The sequence below is a fragment of the Verrucosispora sp. WMMA2121 genome (genome assembly GCF_027460185.1).
Classification (GTDB): Bacteria; Actinomycetota; Actinomycetes; order Mycobacteriales; family Micromonosporaceae; genus Micromonospora; species Micromonospora palythoicola.
This window is the reverse complement of the sequence record NZ_JAPZBH010000006.1, coordinates 548,375-569,040: the sequence shown is the minus strand read 5'-3', so window position 1 is coordinate 569,040 and position 20,666 is coordinate 548,375. Positions and strand designations below refer to the sequence as shown.

The window sequence follows — 20,666 nt, the reverse complement described above, 5'->3', positions numbered from 1 at the left end:
TTGCCATGAACCTGCATCCGTGGCATTAGCGCGCTGGGCAGCGCTTGTCGTCGGGTGGGACGGTCAGGTCGATCAGGTACGCGTTGACGGCCTGGGTGATGCAGGCCGTCTGCGGGTAGGCGGTGTGCCCCTCGCCTTCCCAGGTGAGCACCCGCCCCACACCCAGCATCTCGGCCAACGCCGGGGTCTGCTCGTACGGCGTCGCGGGGTCGCCGGTGGTGCCGACGACGAGGATCGGCGGGGCGCCCTCGGCGCGGCCGGTCGGGTAGGGGTCGCTGCCGCCGGGCCACTCGGTGCAGGAGACCAGGCCGGCGGCCAGTGGCGCGCCGAAGAGCGGATACCGGCTGCGCCACTCGGACTGGATTTGGCGGATGCGCTCCAGGTCGGGGCGTTGCTCCTCGTCGGCGCAGTTGATGGCCAGGTTGGCGTCGAAGAGGTTGCTGTAGTCGCCGTCGGAGTCGCGGTCGGTGTAGTTGTCGGCGAGCCGGAACACGTCGCTCGGGTTGCCCTCGTTCAGCCGGTCGATGGCCCGGCCCAGTTGCTCCCAGCCGGGCTCGGAGTACAGCGACGAGACGATGGCGTAGAAGATCCAGCCGGCGGTGGCCTCCCGCCCGTCGGCGGAGCGGACGGGGGTCACCTCGGCCTTGTCGATCGCCGAGGTGACCGCCGCTCGGGCGTCGGGGGCGATGGGGCAGCGGGCGGCGTTCGCCGCGCACCATTTGGTGAAGTTGTCGAAGGCGCGTTCGAAGCCTCTCGCCTGGCTCTCCGAACCTTCGATCAGGTCTTGCCGGGGGTCGACCGCGCCGTCGAGCACCAGCGCCCGCACCCGCTGGGGGAACAACTGGGCGTACGTGGCGCCGAGCAGGGTGCCGTAGGAGTAGCCGAGGTAGGTCAACTTCTCGTCGCCGACGGCGGCCCGGATCGCGTCCATGTCGCGGGCCGCCTGCTCGGTGCCGTACAGCGGTAGCTGGTCGCCGTACTTGGCGCCGCAGCCCTGGCCGATGCGCTCGTTGAGCGCGACGAAGTCGTCGAACGACGCCTGGCTCTCCGGGTCGGGGTTGTAGCCGAAGACGGCGTCGAGGTCGGCGTCGGAGATGCACTCGACCGGGCTGGACCGGGACACGCCGCGCGGGTCGAAGCCGACGATGTCGAAGCGTTCGAGGATCGCGTCGGGCAGGCCGCCGTACTGTTCACCGAAGGTGAGGTAGACGGCGGTGTCGACGCCGGAGCCGCCGGGACCGCCCGGGTTGACCACCAGCGAGCCGATCCGGTCGCGTTGGTTGGTGGAGCGGGCCCGCAGCAGCGCGATCTCGAAGGTCTCACCGGCACCGGGACCGGTCGTGGCGGCGCTGCCGCCCGCCCAGTCCTGCGGCACCTGGATTCGGGTGCACTCGTACCGGATGTCCGGTGCCTGCCGCCCGACCACCTCGTCGGCCACCTCGGGGCAGGACCGCCAGTTCGGTGCGGCCCCCGGTGCCGCGGCCTCGCCGTCGACGTCGGTCCGCGGCGCGAACGCCGGCAGCGTGCAGCCGGCGGTGACCACCACGGCGGCGGTGAGGCCGGCCACGGTGAGCCGGAAACGGCGGGTCCGGTCGGGCGTACGGGTCACGAACGAGCCTCCGTGATCGGGTCGACGGCCAAGCTACGCGGGCCCGGCCTGCACCGCCGGGTCACCCCGCAGCACCTGGTCCACGTCGAACCGGACCGGCCGGTCAAGTTGATCGTATCGGCAGGAGAGCGGGTCACGGTCGGGTCGCCAGCGAACGAAGCGCGCGGTGTGCCGGAACCGGTCACCCTCCATCGCGTCGTACGCCACCTCGACCACGAGTTGCGGGCGCAGCGGCTCCCACTCCAGGTTCTTCGTGCCGGTCCACCGGCTGACCCCGCCGGGGATGCGTTGCCCGCGTTCGTGGTCGCCGTGCACCCACGGGTGCTCGGACCCGACGTCGCGGTAGGGGGCCAACTCCTCCAGCAACTCGGCGCGGCGGGCCATGGTGAACGAGGCGCTCACCCCGACGTGGTGCAGCACCCCGGCGTCGTCGTAGAGGCCGAGCAGCAGCGACCCGACCACCGGACCGGACTTGTGCCAGCGGAACCCGGCCACCACCGCGTCGGCGGTCCGGGCGTGCTTGACCTTCGACATGAGCCGCTTGCCCGGCTCGTACGGCAGGTCGGCCGGCTTGGCGATCAGCCCGTCCAGACCGGCGCCCTCGAAGACGTCGAACCAGCGGCGCGCCACCTCGGCGTCGGTGGTGATCTGGGTGACGTGCACCGGCGGCCGCACCCCGGACAACGCCTGCTCCAGCCGGGCCCGGCGGGTCGGGTAGGGCGCGTCGAGCAGGCTCTCGTCATCGAGCGCGAGCAGGTCGAAGGCGACGAAGTCGGCCGGCGTCGTCTCGGCGAGCAGCTTCACCCGGGAGGCCGCCGGGTGGATGCGCTGGGCCAGCAGCTCGAAGTCGAGCCTGGGCTGCCCGTCCGGGCCGTCGCGGCGGATCACGATCAGCTCGCCGTCGACCGCGCAGCGCGGCGGCAACTGCCGGCGGGCCTGCTCCACCACCTCGGGGAAGTAGCGGGTCATCATCTTGCCGCCCCGGCTGGCCAGCTCCACCTCGTCGCCGTCGCGGAAGACGATGCAGCGGAAGCCGTCCCACTTGGGTTCGTAGGTCATCCCCGGGCCGGTGGGGATCGAGTTGACGCTGCGGGCGAGCATCGGCTCCACCGGCGGGTTGATCGGCAGGTCCACGGCGATCAGTCAACCAGACGGCACCGACAGCGGTGACCCGGATCACGGCCGCCCGGTGGGCGGCGTGTCCTCCTCCGGCCCGTCACGTCCCACTCGGGCGGATCGAGAAACCGCAGGTCAGAGCTACTTTCGCGAGGTGGCGGAGTGGGTGTGCGGGTGCTGCGGACGGTGGCGGGTCAGCGTCGAGCTGATTCACGGCCGGTACGTGTACCGGTTGGCGCACACCTATCCCCGGCGCTTCGGCGGCGGCAGGAATGTGCTCGGCGAGGTGGGTTCGGTGGACGAACTGGCGGAGCTGCTGCGTCGGCGTACCCCGGTCGACCTGGCCGACCTGCGCGAGGCCGCCTGATACCGGCGCTCAGTAGTGGGCGAAGGAGCGGATCGGGGCGCGTGGGCCGAACTTCGGCGCCTGCACAGCGGCGGTCTCCAGCAGCCAGCAGACCCGGCCCCGGTGACCCCGGAACGGCTCCAGCAGCTCCAGCATCCGGGCGTCGTCGCCGCGCGCCTCGCCGGCCAGGGCCCAGGCGACCGTGTTGGGTACGTGGTAGTCGCCGACGCTCACCGCGTCCGCGTCGCCGTACGCGACCCGGACCACCTCGGCGGCGGTCCACGGCCCGACGCCCGGGATCGACCGCAGCAGGCGGGTGGCCTGGGTCGAGTCGGCGCACCGCTGCAGGCGGTCGGCCATCCGCGCGGCCCGGATCAGTGTCTCGGCGCGTCGCTGTTCCACGCCGAACGGATGGAAGACCCAGTACGGGGCGGCGGCGATCACCGCCGGGTCGGGTGGCAGCAGCAACCGCACCGGCCCGGGCGCCGGCTCGGCGAAGTGGCGCACGGTCGCCGCGTACCCCCGGTAGGCCTCCTTGCCGGTGACCTTCTGCTCCAACACGGCCCGCAGCACCCTGGGAAAGATCAACCCGCTGGTCGGCATCCGTAGCCCAGCCTGCTGCGCGGCCAGCCGCGCCACCACGGGGTGGCTCGCGGCCAGCTCCGCGAAGCCGGTCAGGTCGTCGCGGAGGCCGGCCACCGCGTCGGCGTGCTCGACCATCCAGCCGGCACCGGGCCCGTGACCCTCGGCGACCAGATCGCCGCCCTCGGGCCGCAGGGCGAGGGTGGCCGGTCCGTCGGGTGTGCGCGCCGCCCACCAGAAGACGCCCGCGACGAAGCGCGCACACGGGTCGTACGGGCTGAAGGTGAGCGGGCGCACCGAAGCGGCGAAGCGGTAGCCGGGCGGGGTTGGCGACACCCGGCGGGCGTTCGGTTCCGTCCCGGTCACCAGGTCACTGTGTCACCCCGCTCGCGACAGGTCACCGCCGACCCACCCCGGCATGCCGGGCAGCCATTTACCCAGCCAATTCTTGACAGCCATCCGTCCGGTTTTCGGACCACCTGATCGGCCAGGATTATTTGGGCAAAATCCGCACCACCGGATCTATCCGGCTTGCTGGCTTGTCGACACGGTGACCAACAGGAGTAGCGCACCTGTCCCACTGGTGAACACGCTGCTATGGTCCGACCTGCGCAGGGTCAGATCCGTCCGGCAAACGGCACGGTGCACCGGGGGAACCATCGGCCGGTCGTCCTTGCGCGACACGGGGAGCTGTGCAGGAGGGTAACGGGGATGACGGCCGCAGCGGTTGTTCATACAGAGCGCTTGGCGCACGGTTCACCCTCCGGCGTCCGTCAGCGCTGATCGTGCCGTGACCGTCCATATCGAACGGCCCGGCGAATGATAGCGCTGCGCCTCTACCGTCTCCTGCCGCCCGCTCTCCGGCAGCGGCTGCTCCACCTGCTTCCCGCACATCGGCGGCTCGGCCTGGTGCGTACCTTCACCCGGCCGCGCGGCGGTGAAGACCTGCACCCGGTCGGCGCGCGGGTGACGGTGACCGACGACGGTTCCCGTACCGAGGCCGAGGTGGTGGCTGCGGCGACACCGCTGGAGCTGTGGCACCGCAACCTGACCGCCGTCACCGCGGCCCTGGAGGACGCCGGCATCGAGTACCACTGTCTGCGTAACGACGACTACCTGCGCAGTTCGGTGGCGATTCTGGTGGATCAGCGGGACGCCGTGCGCCGGCTGGTGCGTTCGGCGCCGGCGCTGTCGGGTGCCCACGTACGCACCGTCGAGGTACGCCCCGGACGTAACCAGCCCGACCTGGCACCGACCGAGGTTATTCAGGTGTGGTTCCCGGTGACCGACGTCCGGGCTGGGGTGGTGCTCGGTGCCCAGTTCGCCTGCGAGATCGAGTTCTGGAGCCGGGTGGGCGACGTCGTCCGCGCCCCTCGGCACAACGCGGTGATCGACGAGGCGCCGGCCCGGGCCGAGCCGGTCCGGGTCGCCGCGGCGCTGCTCAGCCACTTCGTGCCGGAGGCGGACGACCACACCTACGGCACCCGGCGGGACCTCACGGTCCGCGCACCGGATCGGGTGGGGTTCCCGATCGACGCGGTCTACACCTGGGTGGACGGTTCGGATCCGGAGTGGTTGGAGCGCAAGCGGGCCGCATTGGGCGGTCCCGACGGTGAGCTGCACGCGATCGCGGCCAACTCGTCGCGCTACCAGAACCGGGACGAGTTGCGGTACTCGATGCGCTCGCTGCACAGCTTCGCCCCCTGGCTGCGGAAGATCTTCCTGGTGACCGACGGCCAGCTGCCCAGCTGGCTCGACCCGAGCCACCCGATGATCACCGTCGTGTCGCACGCCGAACTCTTCGCCGACCTCGGTGGGCTGTCGTCGTTCAACTCGCATGCCATCGAGGCCCGGCTGCACCGCATCGAAGGGCTGGCGGAGCACTTCCTCTACCTCAACGACGACGTCTTCCTGGGCCGGCCGTTGCTGCCGACCCACTTCTTCCACGCCAATGGGATCGCGAAGTTCTTCCTCTCGCCCGCCCAGTTCGGGCTCGGCGAGGCCAAGCCCACGGATCCGCCGGTGAACGCCGCCGGAAAGAACAACCGCCGGCACATCCAACGGCAGTTCGGCGTGACCATCACGCAGAAGATGAAGCACACGCCGTTCGCCCTGCGTCGTAGCATCATGCACCAGATCGAGGCGGTGTTGCAGGCCGACGTGACAGCCACCGCGCAGCACCGGTTCCGCCACCACGAGGATCTGTCGATCCCGTCGTCGTTGCACCAGTACTGGGCGTACCTGACCGCGCAGGCGGTCCCGGCCGACATCGAGTACGAGTACGCGGACCTCGGTCACCCCTCGACCCCGGCCCGCCTCGCCGAACTGCTCGCGCGTCGTCACCGCGACGTGTTCTGCCTCAACGACACCGACTCGGATCCTCGCGCGCTGCCGGAACAGGAGCGGATGCTCGCCGACTTCCTGCCCCGCTACCTGCCCTTCCCGGCACCGTTCGAACTGCCCGAGGAGGTTGTGGCCGAGCGCCGCGGGCAGGGGGCGAGCGCACTGTGGCGCAGTTCCCGGCAGAGCCTTCCGGCTAGTCGGCGGCCGAACCAGGTCGACGCACCGACCCTGCCCAACACCAGATTCAAGGCTGCCGGCGGTCACAACGTCCTCACGAGGCCCGACGGCTGACCTGGCGCGTGTAGGTGCACCTGTCAACGCGTACTTCCCACACACCATCCTCACTGGAGCCCCGAGTGGTAGGCACTGTTCCCCAGGTCACGATCATTGTTCCGGTCTACAACGTCGAGGACTACCTGCCGGAGACCCTTGACTCGATCGCGGCGCAAACCGTCTTTGAACAATGCCGTGTGATTCTGGTAGATGACGGCAGCACCGACGGGTCCGATCTGGTCGCCAAGCAGTTCGCCGAGGAACATCCGAACGTGACCGCGGTCCGGCAGAACAACAGCGGGCCGGGTGCCGCGCGAAACCTTGCCTTGGACATGGCAGATACGCCGTACGTCGCGTTCGTCGACTCGGATGACATTCTACCGCCCCGCGCCATCGAGGTGCTTCTCAAGGCCATCGTGAAGCACAAGGCGAGCATCGCCGTCGGCGATATGGATACCTTCCCGAACCTCACCCGGTTTATCTGGAAGAAGCCCTTCGGCAAGGGAGACCGGCTACTGGAGTCGGTGGTCGACGCACCCGACCTGGTCTTCGACGCCGGACCGTGTCATAAGCTCTACGATCTCGCGCAGCTGCGCGCCCACGGTCTGCGGTTCCGGGAGGGGGTCCACTTTGAGGATGCTTTCCTGGCTATTCCGATGCTGCTCAAGGCGGAGCGAATCGCCTTGGTGGATGAGGTCGTCTACCTCTACCGCAAGCGGGCGGTCGGTGACTCGATCATGGACAATCTGTTCACCCGGACGCGGAACTTCTGGGATCACCTGGAACTCTGCGAGACGATAGCGGACCTAAGGCAGGATCTTGACGTATTCCGGCGCGAGGTGCTGGAGCGGTTCCTCGTCCGCAGTTTCCAGGGTTTCGCCATGCGGGCGCACGCCAACTTCGCTGACGCGGACCTCTGGAAGATGTTCGACAAGTGCACCCGGATCTACCAGGACATCGATCCGTCCTTCATCGCACGGTGGACGCTGGACACTCGGCACCGTGTCGCGTATCTGGCGTTCAAGACCTACGACTTCGAGCTCTTCGCGCGGCCGTGGGAGCGGGTGCACGGGGTCATCGCGTGCGGTGGCGACCTGCATCTCGACTACCCGGTCACACCGGCGCTGCTACCGCTGACCAAGGTGAGCAGCGTAAGTGCTCGGCTTGAACAGGTGCGGCTCTCGTCCTCGGAGACGGTGCTGAAGCTGTCCGGACAGGTGGTGCTCAACGGCCTGCCGATGCGTGGCCCGATGACCACGCCGCTCGGGCTCCGGGTGCGTGGCAGCAATTTGACCGTGCCGGTCGTCTCCGAACGGCGTACAGATCTACGAAATGCCGACCCTGATCGCGAGTGGGCAGGCTTTTCCGCCGAGATTCCGGTGCAGCAGCTTCGCGGCGGGCAGCACAATCTGCGGCTCGTGTTCATGACCGCTACCGGTCAGGCATCCCGACAGTGCCTCGTCACAGCCGCGTTCCTGCGGGACGCCACGCTGAAGCTGGCCGGAGACACCCGGATCCTGCCCACCTGCACTGATCACGAGAACGCCGGCCTGCTGGTGCGGCGGCAGGCCGGCGTCGCCGGGCGACGTGGATGGCGTCGGATCATGGTACGCAAGGACCTTCGACACATCGTCTCGCGAGCCCCGCTCTGGAACTGGCGCTTGCTCCGCCTGGTGACGGCACCCTTCATGCGACGGCGGGACGTGTGGCTGATCGGCGAGCGTAAGGACACCGCACAGGACAACTCGTCGCACCTGTTCCGCTATCTGCGCAAGGTGGAGCGGCGTCGGAACATCTACTACCTGCTGGCCAAGAACAGCCCGGACGCGCGGCGGCTGCGTGGGCTGGGCAACGTCGTCAAGCACGACTCCTGGCGGCACAAGTTCTTGATGTTGCACGCTACGAAGCTAATCAACTCGTACGACATCGATTCGTACATGCTCCCGTCGGCTTGGGAGCGGTCGCAGTTCCTCAAGCATCTGCACTGGCGGATCGGCACTGCCCGGGTGTTCCTCGACCATGGCGTCATCGAGAAGGACGTCAGTTCGGGCGTGCATCGTGGCCGTGCCGCCTTCGACCTCTTCGTGACCTCGGCGCACCGGGAAGCGGAGTATGTGGCCAAGGATCTCGACTACGGTGACATGGTTTCAAACACCGGCCTACCCCGCTTCGACGCGCTGATCCCCGAACGTGGCCGGCACCGGATCCTGTTCATGCCGACCTGGCGTACCTATCTGGTGACCCCGTCGTACAACAAGGCCGCCCGGCCGAAGATGGCCTTCCAGGGGTCGTCGTACCAGACCTTCCTGAAGGAGCTGTTCGGTAACTCGCGCCTGCGGGATGCGCTGCGTCAACATGGCTACGTACTGGAACTCCTGCCGCACTACGAGATGCGCTCGTTGTTGACCGACATCGTGCCGACCGACGACTGTTTCGCGATGGCGGACCAGACCGAGCGGACGGTACAGGAGGCACTACGCCAGTGCGACCTGTTCATCACTGATTACTCGTCCACGGCAGTCGACGTCGCCTATCTGGGTACGCCGTTGATTTACGCCCAGTTCGACGCCGACGAGTTCTGGACCATCGGCGGCTACAAGAAGGGCTATTTCGAGCATCGCGAGGACGGCTTCGGTCCGGTCTGCGAGAACGCCGAGGAAACGGTGAACGCGATCATCCGCTACCTTGACAACGGATGCGTCCGGGAGGAGGTGTACGCGCGTCGCGCGGCCAACTTCTTCACTTTCCAGGACCAAAACAACTGCCAACGTGCCGCTGCGGCGATTGCGGCGCTGCCCGGGCCTCGGCGATGAACCGACGCTGTTCTATGGGGCGAGCACGGTGTCCGAAGGAAGATGGACCGAAAGGACGCGGATGACTGGCGAGCAGTCGACGCCGGCGGAGACTCCACGGGCACTCGCCGAGCCGACGGGACTCGTGGATGTTTACCGGCGGGTGTTGAGCCCGCAGGCTCGACGGGCCATCGCAAAGAAGGTCAGCCCGCGCACCCGGCACCAACTGAAGCAATGGGTCGCCCGTGCCTCCCGCGACAGTCAACTCGCCGACCGCCGCGCCGAGCGTTTGGCCCGGCGGCGGCCGGAGCTACTGACCGGGGAGGATCGAACGGTCGTCGTAGCGGATCAGGCACCCCGGATCGCCCTGGTGGCCGCGAAAATCACGCCGCTGCGGGCGCGGGCTGAGAATCTTGCCGCAGTTACCGCAGCACTCGACGAAGCAGGCGTGGCGTACTTTCGTGTCCGTGGTGCCTCTGATCGGTCTTCGGTGGTCGCGGTGGACGCCGCCGACCGCGACCGGGCGCATGTCGCCCTGGCTGACGCCTGCGGTCGAGTTCCCGGATACGTGACCACGGCCACGGCCGGTGACGAGCGTCCACCGGTCGCCGGGTTCGAGCCGAGAACCTGGAAGCGTCTGGCCGAGGCTCCCGTACTGCGGTTGACCTGGTACCGGACGGACCCCAGGCGACGACTGGTGCTGGGGCAGACGTACGGCTGCGAGGTGGAGTTCTGGAACCGCCAGGGCAACACTCTGGTGGCGCCTCGCCCGAACCCGGTGGCCGTAGAGGTCGACCTGTCGGAACCCTCGGTGCTGGCGTCCGAATCACTGTTCACCGGGCTGGTCCCGGTGACTGTCACCGAGACCGCGCCGACCAGGCCGCCGTTCGTGGGGCCCCGCCCTGACGACGTCACGTTCCCCGTCGACGTGGTCTATACCTGGGTCGACGGCACCGACCCTGACTGGTTACGACGCCGAGCCGCAGTGACGGGAGTGCCGTATCACAGCGAGGCGGCGAGCGCCGCGCGGTTCCTCAGCCGTGACGAACTCCGCTACTCGCTACGGTCGCTGCATCTGTTCGCACCCTGGGTTCGCAACATCTACCTGGTCACCGACGACCAGGTGCCGCCCTGGCTGGAGCAGTCCGTGCCGGGCATCCGGGTGGTCAGTCACCGGGAGATCTTCGCGGACCCGTCGGTGCTGCCCACCTACAACTCGCACGCCATCGAGAGCCAACTGCACCACATCGAGGGACTCTCCGAGCACTTTCTCTACTTCAACGACGACGTATTCCTCGGCACGGAAGTGTTGCCAAGGGACTTCTTCCTGGCCAACGGGATCTCTCGGTTCTTCCCGTCGCCCGCCCTGGTGCCGCCTGGCGTCGTCGCCGAGACCGATATCCCGTCCTCGGCGGCGGGCAAGAACAATCGTGCCCTGATCGCTGAGCGCTTCGGCACCGTGCTGACGCAGAAAATGAAGCACATGCCTCATGCCCTGCGGCGCAGTGTGCTGTACGAGATCGAAGAAAACTTCGCCGCCCAGCACCGGCAGACCGCCGCGAGTCGCTTCCGGAGCCTGACGGACATCTCGATCGCCTCGTCGCTGCACCACTACTACTCGTTCCACACCGGACGGGCGGTACCCGGGAATCTCCGGTACGCGATCGCCGAGTTGTCCGACCCGGATACTCCTGCGCGGCTTGCACACCTGCTGGCCAGGCGGGACCGGCACGTGTTCTGCCTGAACGACGCCTTCTCGACCGAGGAGGATCTGGCCGCCCAGCTCAAGGTCGTCACGCCCTTCCTCGACACCTACTTTCCGGTGCCCAGTCCCTGGGAACGCCCCTGACAGACGCCGGTGGCCGGCCGCGCCATTGCTGGCTGCGACCGGCCACCGAGGTGCCTGCTGGATCAGTAGTCGTAGTCGGAGTCCGACTCGTTCGACTCGGTCTTCGACGGCGGGGCGACCGCCTTCGGGGTGCCCTTGGGCAGGCACTCCAGGTTCTTGCTGCCGTCCGGGTTGACCACGAACCAGGTGCCGCCGACGCCTTGGCCCTTCCATGCACCCGGCTTCTTGTCACCGATGTAGGTGTAGAGCGGCCAGCCGTCGAGGGTGATCTGGCGGGTGCCGTCCTCGCGGGTGATGGTGCCGACGGCGTCGTCGGAGACGCCCTTGAGCTCCGGCGCGCCGTCGGTCAGCGCCGGCGGCCACACCTCGGCGCACTGGCCGTCGCAGTTGGACGACGGCGGGTCGTTGGTGTCGCGGTCGAAGCGGTACAGGATGTAGCCGTCCTGGTTGACCACGGCGCTACCCATCCGGGGGAACTTCTTGCCGGTCAGGCTGTCGGTCAGTTCGACACCGTCGGGCAGGGGAGCGTCGGTCTCTTCCTCCGCGCCCGGTGACGCCGAGGCGCCCGGCTCCGCGCTGGCCTCGGGGTCGGCGGTCACGCTGGGCTCGGCCGCGGCGACGGCGACCGGCTCGGCCGCGCCCGCGTCCGCCCCGTTGTAGCCTGCGGGTGCGCAGGCCGTAAGTGCGAACATGGCGCCCACGGCGATGACGGTCCGCTTCATCTGTGCCACGTGCCCTCCTCATACTTGGCAGTTCACCGGGAAGTACGGGTCGAGCGCTGTCAAGGTTGAATCCGAAAGGGTGGGCAAGTTCACAAGAATCCATTGAACCGTCTGGGTTCGCTGTCCGTGTGAGTCCGTATCCCCGGGTGGCTGAGTCGCCTGACGCCGGGAAAGACCGAAGGCCCGCCTCGGGGTCGAGGCGGGCCTTCCGGGTACGTGGATCAGGCCGCTGGGACGGTCACCAGAGTGTCCGTGGCACCCCGCGAATCGATCTCCTGCACCTCGAACTGCTTGATGTCGTCCCGCTTCGTCGACGTGGCCGCCGACAGCGCCAGCTTCTGCGTGTTGGCGTTCGTGCCGTACCCGCCGTCCGGCACCGACCAGGTGGAGACGACCTCGGTGGAACCGTCGTCGCGTACCACCACCAGGCGACAGGTGCGCGGCCCCGGCAGCTTGCCCAGGCTGAAGTCCATCTTGGTGCCGAAGTCCTTCGAGGTCAGCCAGAACGTCGCCTCGACGCCGGTGGCCGGGTCGGTGACGTCGACCTGCTCACCCTCCTGCTCGTTACCGCCGAATCCCGGACCACTGGGGTTGCCGGGGCGGTCGCCCGGCGGATTCACCGGGGCCGTGGTCGGCCCGGCGAGCGGCGGTGCCGTGCTGCTGTCGGTGAGATTGCTGAACACCACACCGGTCAGGCCACCGAAGACCACCACGGCCGCCGCGGTCGCCAGGACCTGCCGGAACCGGGCCCGCCGACGGTGCGTACGCAGCGCCACGAGCGTCCGGTCCAGCAGGACCGGATCCGAGTGGGTCTGCTCCAATGCCGTGATCGACTCCTCGTCGATGTCGGAGAGCAGCCCGACCACCGGCACCATCGTCTCCAGCTCGGCGGCACAGGCCCAGCAGGTCGCGAGGTGTTCCTCGAACCGCTCCATGTCCTGTTCGTCAAGCACGCCGAGCGCGTACGCGGCGACGTCCATGTGGTCAACCCGGCTCATTCCGTCACCCCCCTCTCCTGCAGAGCTGTGCGCAGCGCGCGCAGCGCGTAGTAGACCCGCGACTTCGCGGTGCCCAGTGGCAGACCGAGTTCCTCGGCCGCCTCCGGCACCGTCCGGCCCCGGAAGTACGTCGCCACCAGGATCTCCCGGTGCGACTGACTCAACGTTCGCAGCGCGTCCGCCACCGTCATCGACCGCAGCACCCGGTCGGTGCTGTCGGCCTCGGCGAACGCGGTCAGGTCCCGGTCGTACGTCTCGGCCGGGCGGGCCTGCTCGCTGCGGTGCTCGTCGATGGCGATCCGTCGCGCCACCGTGACCAGCCACGGCCGTAGCGACCCCTGTCCCTGCGCGCCCAACCGATGCGCGTTGCGCCAGGCCCGCAGCAGCGTCTCCTGGACGATGTCCTCGGCCCGTTGCCGGTCCCCGCCGGTCAGCCGCATCACGAACATCAGCAGCGGCCCGGCGTGTTCCGCGTAGAGCGTGCGGACCAACTGGTCGGAATGGGCGGCTTCGGTGGTGGAAGCCTGGTGGCGGCCAGGGGTGGGTCGCGGCGTCACCGGGCTATTCTGGCGAGCCGCCGCACGAGAGTCGACCCCACGGGTGGACGTGGTCGGCCGCGACTGGGACCGGGCGGACATCCAGTCCACCCGCACCCGGTCGCCCTGCCAACCGACCGCCAGTGCGTGCATGCAGACCTCCGACGTCCCTGGACAGAAAGCCGTCCCCCCACGGGCATGGCTGCTGACTGGTACGGAAGGCGGCACCGAACGGATCAACGTCGGACGGAAAAAATCCCCGGCGGAGGTGGCGTGGAGTCGACGGCCGCACCGTCGTGCACCACGACGGCACCACTGGTGAAGCGGTCGAGTTCCGCCCCGGCCAGCACCCGGCCGGGAAACCAGTCACCGGCGGCCCGGCGGGCCAACGCGGCCACCGGCGGATCCTGCCGGCCGGCGACGAGCACCAGGTTGCCGTAGCGCCGGCCGCGCAGCACGGCGGCGTCGGCGACCAGACACGCCCGGGGCAGCACCGCTCGCACGGTGGCCACCTGTGCCCGGGCGTGGCGCAGCGGCGGGCCGTCGGCGACGTTGGCCAGGTACCAGCCCCCGGGTGCAGCACCCGCGCCGCGTCGGCCGCGTACTCCACCGAGGTCAACCGGGCCGGTGTCCGGGCACCGGCGAAGACGTCGGCGACCACCACGTCGTAGCTGGCCTCGCGACACGAGGCGAGCACCGCCCGGGCGTCACCCACCCGTACCTTCAGGCGGGGGTCGGCTCGCCACGGCAGCGTCCGCCGGACCAGCTCGACGAGCGCCCCGTCCACCTCGACCACCCGCTGCGTCGAGCCGGGGCGGGTGGCGGCGACGTACCGCGGCAGGGTCAGCGCACCGCCACCCAGATGCAGCACCCGCAGCGGGGCACCCGCCGGTGCGACCAGGTCGATCGCGGCGGCCAGCCGACGGACGTACTCGAACTCCAGGTGCGTCGGGTCGGTCAGGTCCACGTGCGACTGTGGTGCGCCGTCGAGCAGCAGCGTCCACGAGCCGGACCGGTCCGGATCGGGCACCAGTTCGGCGAGCCCCGTGTCGACCGGCTCGGTGATCCGGTCGGCGTCGCGCCGCCGACCCATCAGCGGCCGGCCCGGGCGGCGGCGGTGCGGGCGGCGACGGTGAGCGCCCGATGCAGCAGCCGGGCGTCACCCAGGCGGGAACGCAGCAACCGTTCCAGCCCGGCGATCGGCACCAGGTTCTGTGGGGCCCGGGGATCCTTGTACGGGCTGGAGGCGAACCGGGGCAGGGTGGCAAGCGACAGGTCGGCCAGCCGCACCGCCTCGGCGATCTCCAGGTCGGCGGAGCACTCCAGCCGCACGATGCCGGCCCAGGGCGCGCCCGCGGCCACCGGCAGCCGCAGATACCACGACCAGCCGCCCCAGGCGGTGCCGAGCCGGAACACCGGCGAACGGTGACCCGGTGGCAGAGCGGTGACCACGGCGGTGAGTCGGGCGTCCAGGTACTGGCTGTGCTGGGTCTTGATGTAGCCGAGGGTGCGCGGCAACTGCCGCCGGTTGCGCAACGGCCCGTCCACCACCAGCAGGTCGTCGTCGGTACGCGCGGCGGCCGAGACCCGCACCTCCAGGGCGGTGAGCGGACCCTGCACCGCGGCCGGCAGCTTGGCCAGCTCACCGCTGCCGCCGACCCGGTGCACCGGGTAGCGGACGTTGCCGGCCACCACGTCGGTCGCCGACGGGCTGGCGGTGAACAGGCCCCGCTCCACCGTGGCGCCGGCCAGTTGCGCGGCACCGCGGTCCAGGTCGCACCGCACCACCCCGGCCGCGTACGAGGCGGCCAGCCCGGGAAACGAGCCGCCGTCCTCCTCGGCCGTCCAGATGCTGGCGTCGATCCGGCGTACCCCGTCGACAAGCAGCACCACGTCCGGTGCCCGGACCTCCGGGCGGGGGCCGATCGCCCGCCAGTCCACCGCAGGCAGCTCGTGTTCCGCCTCGACCTGGGCGCTGCTCGGCGCGGCCGGACCGGCCGGCGCGGCCTCGAACGACGCGCCGTAGCCCGGATCCCAGGCGTCGACGAAGAAGCGGTTCACGCCCGCATCACCGGCCGGTCCGTTCCACCCGGGCCGAGCGGGCGTCCTTGTGCACCTCGAAGCGGACCGGGATCCGCTCGGCCAACGCCGGCACGTGGGTGACCACGCCGACCATCCGGTCGCCCCGGGCGGCGAGGTTCTCCAGGGTGGCGGCCACCGTGTCGAGGGTGGCCGCGTCGAGAGTGCCGAAGCCCTCGTCCAGCACGATGGACTCCAGGCTGGCCGCGGTGGTGGACATCCCGGCCAACTGCTCGGACAACGCCAGCGCCAGCGCCAGCGACGCCTGGAACGTCTCGCCGCCGGACAGCGTCCGTACCCCGCGCCGCAGCCCGGCGTCGTGGTGGTCGACCACGAAGAACTCGCCCTTGTCGTGGACCAGGTCGTACTGGCCGCCGGAGAGTTCCCGCAGGATCCCCGACGCGCCGTCGACGAGTAGATCCAGCGCTTCGGCCAGCAGCCACCGCTCGAAGTTGTTGGCCCGCAGGTGCCCCGCCAGCGCCCGAGCCACCTGCGCCTCGCGTTCGTGCCCGGCCCGCTGCTCGCGCAGCGCTGCCGCCTGCTCGCGTCGCTCGGTCAACCGGCGCAGCTCGGCCTCGGCCCGCTCCACGGCGACGGCGGCGGCGCGGACCGGATCGTCCGGGGCGGGCAGCCCGGCGTCGACGAAGATGCCCGCGATGCGGTCCGCCGCCGCACCGGCCGCCGTCTCCGCCTCGACCACCGCACCGGCCAGCCCGTCCCGCTCCGACCGGCGGTGCCGTGCCTGCTCCCGTGCCCACTCGGCCAACGTGGCCCAGGCGGCGGCGACGTCGTCGCGGTCGGTGGCCGGCGGTCCGAACCGGGCGACCGCGTCACGGGCGCCGTCGAAGCGCCGCCATGCCGTCCGGAGCCGGTCCTGCGCCGCCTCGACCGCTGCCCGGGCCTGCCGGGCGGCGTCCCGGCCCGCCCGCAGCGCCGTGGTCGCCTCGTCCAGCCCCTGCCGCAGCCGGGCCAGCTCCGCCAGCCGCGCCCGCAGCGCCTCGGCGGTGGCCGCACCGGTCAGCCGCTCGTCCAGCTCGGCCAGTCGGGCCCGCAGGCCGTCATGTTCGGCGCGGGCGCGCAGCAGCACCCGTTCCAGGTCACGTGCGGCAGCGTCGCGCTCGGTGACGAGCTTCCGGGCCGCTTCGCTCGCCGCCCGGGCCGCCTTGCCGGCCTTTACCGCCCGGGCCACCGCCGAGCCGGCCGGCACCGTCGGTACCCGGGCCACCGGCTGCTCGCACACCGGGCAGGCGTCCCCGTCGCTGAGGTGGGCCCGCAACGCCGTCGCCTGGTCGGCGGTCTTCGCGTCCTCGTGCGCCTGGAACGCCACCGCCAACTCCGCCTCGGCGCGCTCGGCCGCCGCCTGCGCCCCGGTCAGCGCCCGCACCGCCGCGTCGTGCTCGACGCCGGCCGCCTCCATTCCGGCCCGCACCTGCTCCGCCTGGGCGGACAGCTGCTCCCGGTCGGCGTACGCCCGCAGCAGCATCCGCAGGGCGCTTTCGTCGCCGGCGGCGGCCAGCTCGCCGCGCAGCTTCTCCTCGCGTTCCTCGGCCAGCGACACCGCGGCCGCCGCCGCGTCGGACTCGGCCCGGGTCGCCGTGACCGCCCGGGCCACCTCGGCCACCCCGTCCGGTGCCCGGACCTCGGCCAACGCGGCCAGTTCGGCGTCGAGCGTGGCCAGCGCCGCGTTGGCCTCCCGCACCGTCGTGCGCGCTGCCTCCAGCTCCGGTACGGCGGCGGTCACCGACCCGGCCAGCTCCCGCATCCGGTCGACCTGACCGGCGGCCTGCGCCAGTGCGTCGTCGTCGACGTCGGACAGCCCGGCGAGCAACTGGTCGACCGCCTCCAGCTTCGCCTCCGCCAGCCCGGCCCGGGTCGTGGCCCGCTGCTGCACCTGCTCGTACACGCCGAGACCGAGCAGGTTGACCAGGATCTGCTGCCGGGTGGCCGGACGGGCGTGCAGGAAATCGGCGAACTGGCCCTGCGGCAGCACCACACAGCTGGTGAACTGCTCGTACGGCAGGCCGACCGCCGCCAGCACGGCCGCGTCCATCTCCGCCGGGGTGCCGGCCACCACCTCGCCGAGATCCTCCGGACTGAGCCCGGTGTCCAGTTTGGTGACGTCGAACCCCTCCGGCATCAGCTGCAACCCGGCGCCGGCGGTCTTGACGTTGCCCCGGCTGTCCCGACGCACCACCCGGGTGGCGACGTAGCGCGCACCGCCGGACTCGAAGACCAGCCGGACCCGCGCCTCGGTGGCCGACGGCGCGAGCGCGTTGCCCAGCCCACGGGTGCCGCCCCAGCGGGGCACCGTGCCGTACAGCGCGAAGCAGATCGCGTCGAGCACCGTCGACTTGCCCGAACCGGTCGGCCCGACCAGGGCGAAGAAGTCCGCGTCGGTGAAGTCGATCGTGGTGGCGTCGCGGAAGACGGTGAAACCGGCCAGGTCCAGTCGCATCGGCCGCATCAGTGATCGACCTCTTCGAGCAGTTCGTCGAAGAGTTCCCGGACGCCCTCGTCGACATGCCCCCGGCTGTCCAGGTAGTCGGCGAACAACTGCCGGGGCGAGCGGCCGGAGCGCTGCGCCACCCGGGTGCCGGTGCCGGGCGCCGGCACCAGCTCCGGGTCGATGCGGATCTCCAGGGCCCGGGGAAGCAGTTGCTGCACCTCTTCACGCAGACCGGCGCGGGGCTGTTCGCGCACGTAGACCCGCAGCCAGCCCTCCGGCGGGGTGATCTCGGCGAGCTGGGCGAGGGTGCCGCGTACGGTGCGCAACGCGGTCGCCGCGGTCACCGGCTCCTCGCGGATCCGCGCCGCCGTGGTCGCGGTGACCTCGACCAGGGTCACCGCCGGGACGTTCTCCTGCTCGCCGAAGTCCACCGCGAGCGGGGCGCCGCTGTAGCGGATCGGGCACGGCCCCGGCACCCGCTGGGCGCGGTGCAGGTGCCCGAGCGCCACGTAGTGCGCGGTGCCGGGGAAGACCGAGGCGGGCACCGCGTAACCCATGATGGTGTGGGCGTCCCGCTCGCCGCCGCCGGTGGCCGCGCCGACCACCGTGAGGTGGGCGGTGACCAGGTGCACCCGGTCCGGCTCGTCGAAACCCTCGGTCAACCGGGCCAGGATCCGGCCCAGGTGGTCGGCGTACGTCTGGGTGGTCTCGGCGGCGGTCAGCTCGTACATCTCCACCGCCCGGACCGCGTAGCGCTGGGACAGGAACGGCAACGCGGCCAGCCGCCAGCGTTCCCCGTCGGCTGTGGTGCCGTCGATGACGTGCTCGGCCGGATCCTCGCGTACGCCGCCGCGCAGGGTGATGCCGGCGGCCTCGGCCCACGGGCGCAGCGCGTCCAGGGCCGGACCGTTGTCGTGGTTGCCGCCGATCGCCACCACGTCCGCGCCGGTGCGGCGCAGCGCGGTCAACGCCCGGGTGACCAGGCGGGTCGCCTCCGGGGTCGGTGCCGCCGTGTCGTAGAGGTCACCGGCGATGACGACCAGGTCGGGCCGTTCCCGCCGGGCGATCTCGATGACCCCGGCCAGCACCTGCTTGTGCTCCTCGGCCCGCGACTGTCCCTTGAGGACCTTTCCCACGTGCCAGTCGGAGGTGTGCAGGATCTTCATGCTGTTACCCCCGGGCTAGAACGGGATGTCGTCGTCGGTGCCGCCGCCGGAGCCGACGACCGCGAACGGGTCGGCGGACTGGGTGATCGACCGCAGGGTCTGCGACGGCGCGGCTCCCGCCTCGGAGACCCGGGTCGCCCAGGCGGGGAACGGGAACTCCAGACACAGTGGCACCGGGATGTCCGGCTGGTTGACGAACATCGTGCCCGGCTTGGCCAGCAGCGCGCGCTGCCGCTGGGCGGGTGGGAGGAATCCGTACTCCGGGCGGGACGCCTCGGCCGGATCCAGCCGGCCCACCACCCGGATGGCGGAGTTGGTGACGATCCGCCGCTCCACCTCGCTCGCGGTCTGTTGCGCGCCGATCAGGATCACCCCGAGGGAGCGGCCCCGCTCGGCGATGTCGAGCAGCACCTCCTTGATCGGGGAGGAGCCCTCCCGGGGGGCGTACTTGTTCAGCTCGTCGAGCACCACGAACAGCAGCGGTTTGGCGGTGCCGGCCTTCTCCTTGCGCTCGAACTCGGTCTTGAGCGTCACGCCGACCACGAAACGTTGCGCCCGGTCCGGCAGGTTGTGCAGGTCGACGACGGTGACCTGGGCGGACTCCGAGGTGTTGATGCTGTGCGGACGGCGGGTGGCCAGATCGCCGCGGATCAGCCGGGACAGGTCCTTCTTGCTGCCGATCAGCCGGCGGGCGAACGCGTTCACCGTGCCCAACCCGACCGCGCTGCCCGCCCAGTCACCGCGCGTCTCGTCGTCGCTGAGCTGCTCGACGACGTGGTCGACCAGGTCGCCGTAGCTGCCCAGCCGGACACCGTCGATGCTGACGCCGCCGTCGGCGGGCTGGGCGTACCGGGCCAGGTGGGCGGCGACGGAGTGGACCACCATCGTGTACTGCTGACGTTCGTCGTCGGCGTCGGCGAAGACGTACGGCAGCAGGCGGTCCGCGCAGAACTCGGTGAGTGTCCAGTAGAAGCTGTCGACCCCGGTGAGCCGACTGCTCACGTCCGGTGTGCCGGACGAGTCACCGACCCGGGGCGGCGCGTAGACCCGCACGTCGGGGAAGGCGTCCGCGGCCAGGCCGAGCCGGGCGTACGCGGCCCGGGTCGGATCGTCGAGCCGGGCGTTCGGGTGGTCGAGGAAGAGCAGGTCCTCACCCTTCACGTTGAAGATCAACGCTTTGGCGTTCACCGCGTCGCCGCCGAGTTGGCCGGAGCGGAACACCGAGTAGAGAAGAAAGGTGGCGAAGCTGGTCTTGGTGGCCACCCCGGAGATGCCGGAGATCGACACGTGCGCGCCCCGACTGCCGTCGAGGAAGTCGGCGTTGAGGTAGACCGGCACACCGTCGCGGCCGGTGCCCATCGGGATGCGCCGTTCCATCCGGTCGAAGTGCAGGGCCCGGGCGCGGGCGTCGCCCTCGGCCCGGTGCACCACGGCACCCGGCTGCGGCGGCACGTAGAACTCGGGATCCACCCGGGTGGTGGTGATCTCGGCGGCCTCCTGCACCTGCGCCGGCAGCGTGCCGTCGGCGATGGCGAACACGTCGGAGTCGAACTGCGCGCCCTCGTGCCGCGCCCGGACCTGGGTGACCACTCCGGCGATGGTCACCGGCTCCCGGTCGGGCAACTCCCGCCGGGTCACCACCACGTCGTCGAGCTGGAGATAGCTGCCCGGGGCGACCGCCGTCCAGAACTGCAGGGGAGTGGCGTCGGCGGTGCCCAGCACCCGGCCCACCCCCTCGCCCGGGCCGTCGAACCCCTGGTCGATCATCGGGCTACTCCGCTCGGTCGGTCGTCGCGGTCGGCACACACG

The 20,666-nt window shown here is 70.6% G+C and carries 14 protein-coding genes and 1 pseudogene; 4 read left to right on the top strand and 11 right to left on the bottom strand.

Annotation, left to right across the window (positions count from 1 at the left end; all coding sequences use genetic code 11):
- Positions 1-25: 25 nt before the first annotated feature.
- Both O7605_RS11530 and O7605_RS11525 read right to left on the bottom strand, forming a co-directional pair.
- Positions 26-1,609, bottom strand: a complete 1,584-nt coding sequence (locus O7605_RS11530; RefSeq protein ID WP_443083914.1) for an alpha/beta hydrolase — start codon at positions 1,607-1,609, stop codon at positions 26-28.
- 33 nt (positions 1,610-1,642) lie between these two features.
- The gene (locus O7605_RS11525) at positions 1,643-2,743 is read right to left on the bottom strand and encodes an ATP-dependent DNA ligase (protein WP_269739180.1); all 1,101 of its coding nucleotides are present in this window, start codon (positions 2,741-2,743) and stop codon (positions 1,643-1,645) included.
- 136 nt (positions 2,744-2,879) lie between these two features.
- Between O7605_RS11525 and O7605_RS11520 the strand changes: the two genes are divergently transcribed.
- On the top strand, positions 2,880-3,092 hold the full coding sequence (locus O7605_RS11520; protein ID WP_269739179.1) for a hypothetical protein: 213 nt from the start codon (positions 2,880-2,882) through the stop codon (positions 3,090-3,092).
- A 9-nt stretch (positions 3,093-3,101) separates the two neighbouring features.
- Here the strand turns inward: O7605_RS11520 and O7605_RS11515 are convergent, their stop codons facing one another.
- Positions 3,102-4,019 carry a DNA-3-methyladenine glycosylase family protein gene (locus O7605_RS11515; protein WP_269739178.1) on the bottom strand — a complete coding sequence of 306 codons (918 nt, stop codon included), beginning with the start codon at positions 4,017-4,019 and terminating at the stop codon, positions 3,102-3,104.
- 453 nt (positions 4,020-4,472) lie between these two features.
- Between O7605_RS11515 and O7605_RS11510 the strand changes: the two genes are divergently transcribed.
- From O7605_RS11510 to O7605_RS11500, 3 genes are all read left to right on the top strand, one after another.
- Entirely contained in the window at positions 4,473-6,287 is a 1,815-nt protein-coding gene (locus O7605_RS11510; RefSeq protein WP_269739177.1) for a stealth family protein, read from the top strand.
- A gap of 65 nt (positions 6,288-6,352) precedes the next feature.
- Positions 6,353-9,082 carry a bifunctional glycosyltransferase/CDP-glycerol:glycerophosphate glycerophosphotransferase gene (locus O7605_RS11505; protein WP_269739176.1) on the top strand — a complete coding sequence of 910 codons (2,730 nt, stop codon included), beginning with the start codon at positions 6,353-6,355 and terminating at the stop codon, positions 9,080-9,082.
- Positions 9,039-10,910, top strand: a complete 1,872-nt coding sequence (locus tag O7605_RS11500) for a stealth family protein (protein ID WP_269739175.1) — start codon at positions 9,039-9,041, stop codon at positions 10,908-10,910. The genes O7605_RS11505 and O7605_RS11500 overlap by 44 nt, the downstream gene beginning before the upstream one ends.
- Positions 10,911-10,972: 62 nt before the next feature.
- On the opposite strand, the gene O7605_RS11495 is transcribed toward O7605_RS11500, so the two are convergent.
- The 8 genes and pseudogenes from O7605_RS11495 to O7605_RS11460 form a co-directional block, all read right to left on the bottom strand.
- On the bottom strand, positions 10,973-11,641 hold the full coding sequence (locus tag O7605_RS11495; protein WP_443083913.1) for a COG4315 family predicted lipoprotein: 669 nt from the start codon (positions 11,639-11,641) through the stop codon (positions 10,973-10,975).
- Between the two features lie 212 nt (positions 11,642-11,853).
- Positions 11,854-12,630 carry an anti-sigma factor family protein gene (locus O7605_RS11490; RefSeq protein WP_269739174.1) on the bottom strand — a complete coding sequence of 259 codons (777 nt, stop codon included), beginning with the start codon at positions 12,628-12,630 and terminating at the stop codon, positions 11,854-11,856.
- Complete coding sequence (locus tag O7605_RS11485; protein WP_269739173.1) at positions 12,627-13,319, bottom strand: sigma-70 family RNA polymerase sigma factor; 693 nt, start codon at positions 13,317-13,319, stop codon at positions 12,627-12,629. Before O7605_RS11485 ends, O7605_RS11490 begins: the two co-directional genes overlap by 4 nt.
- Before the next feature lie 83 nt (positions 13,320-13,402).
- A pseudogene (locus tag O7605_RS11480) lies at positions 13,403-14,259 on the bottom strand (spermidine synthase).
- Positions 14,259-15,227, bottom strand: coding sequence for a hypothetical protein (locus O7605_RS11475; RefSeq protein WP_269739172.1), 969 nt, complete (start codon positions 15,225-15,227; stop codon positions 14,259-14,261). Before O7605_RS11475 ends, O7605_RS11480 begins: the two are co-directional and overlap by 1 nt.
- A gap of 7 nt (positions 15,228-15,234) precedes the next feature.
- Complete coding sequence (locus O7605_RS11470) at positions 15,235-17,709, bottom strand: AAA family ATPase (RefSeq protein ID WP_269739171.1); 2,475 nt, start codon at positions 17,707-17,709, stop codon at positions 15,235-15,237.
- The gene (locus O7605_RS11465; RefSeq protein ID WP_269739170.1) at positions 17,709-18,857 is read right to left on the bottom strand and encodes an exonuclease SbcCD subunit D; all 1,149 of its coding nucleotides are present in this window, start codon (positions 18,855-18,857) and stop codon (positions 17,709-17,711) included. The genes O7605_RS11470 and O7605_RS11465 overlap by 1 nt, the downstream gene beginning before the upstream one ends.
- A gap of 15 nt (positions 18,858-18,872) precedes the next feature.
- Positions 18,873-20,624 carry an ATP-binding protein gene (locus O7605_RS11460; protein WP_269739169.1) on the bottom strand — a complete coding sequence of 584 codons (1,752 nt, stop codon included), beginning with the start codon at positions 20,622-20,624 and terminating at the stop codon, positions 18,873-18,875.
- Positions 20,625-20,666 lie beyond the last annotated feature (42 nt).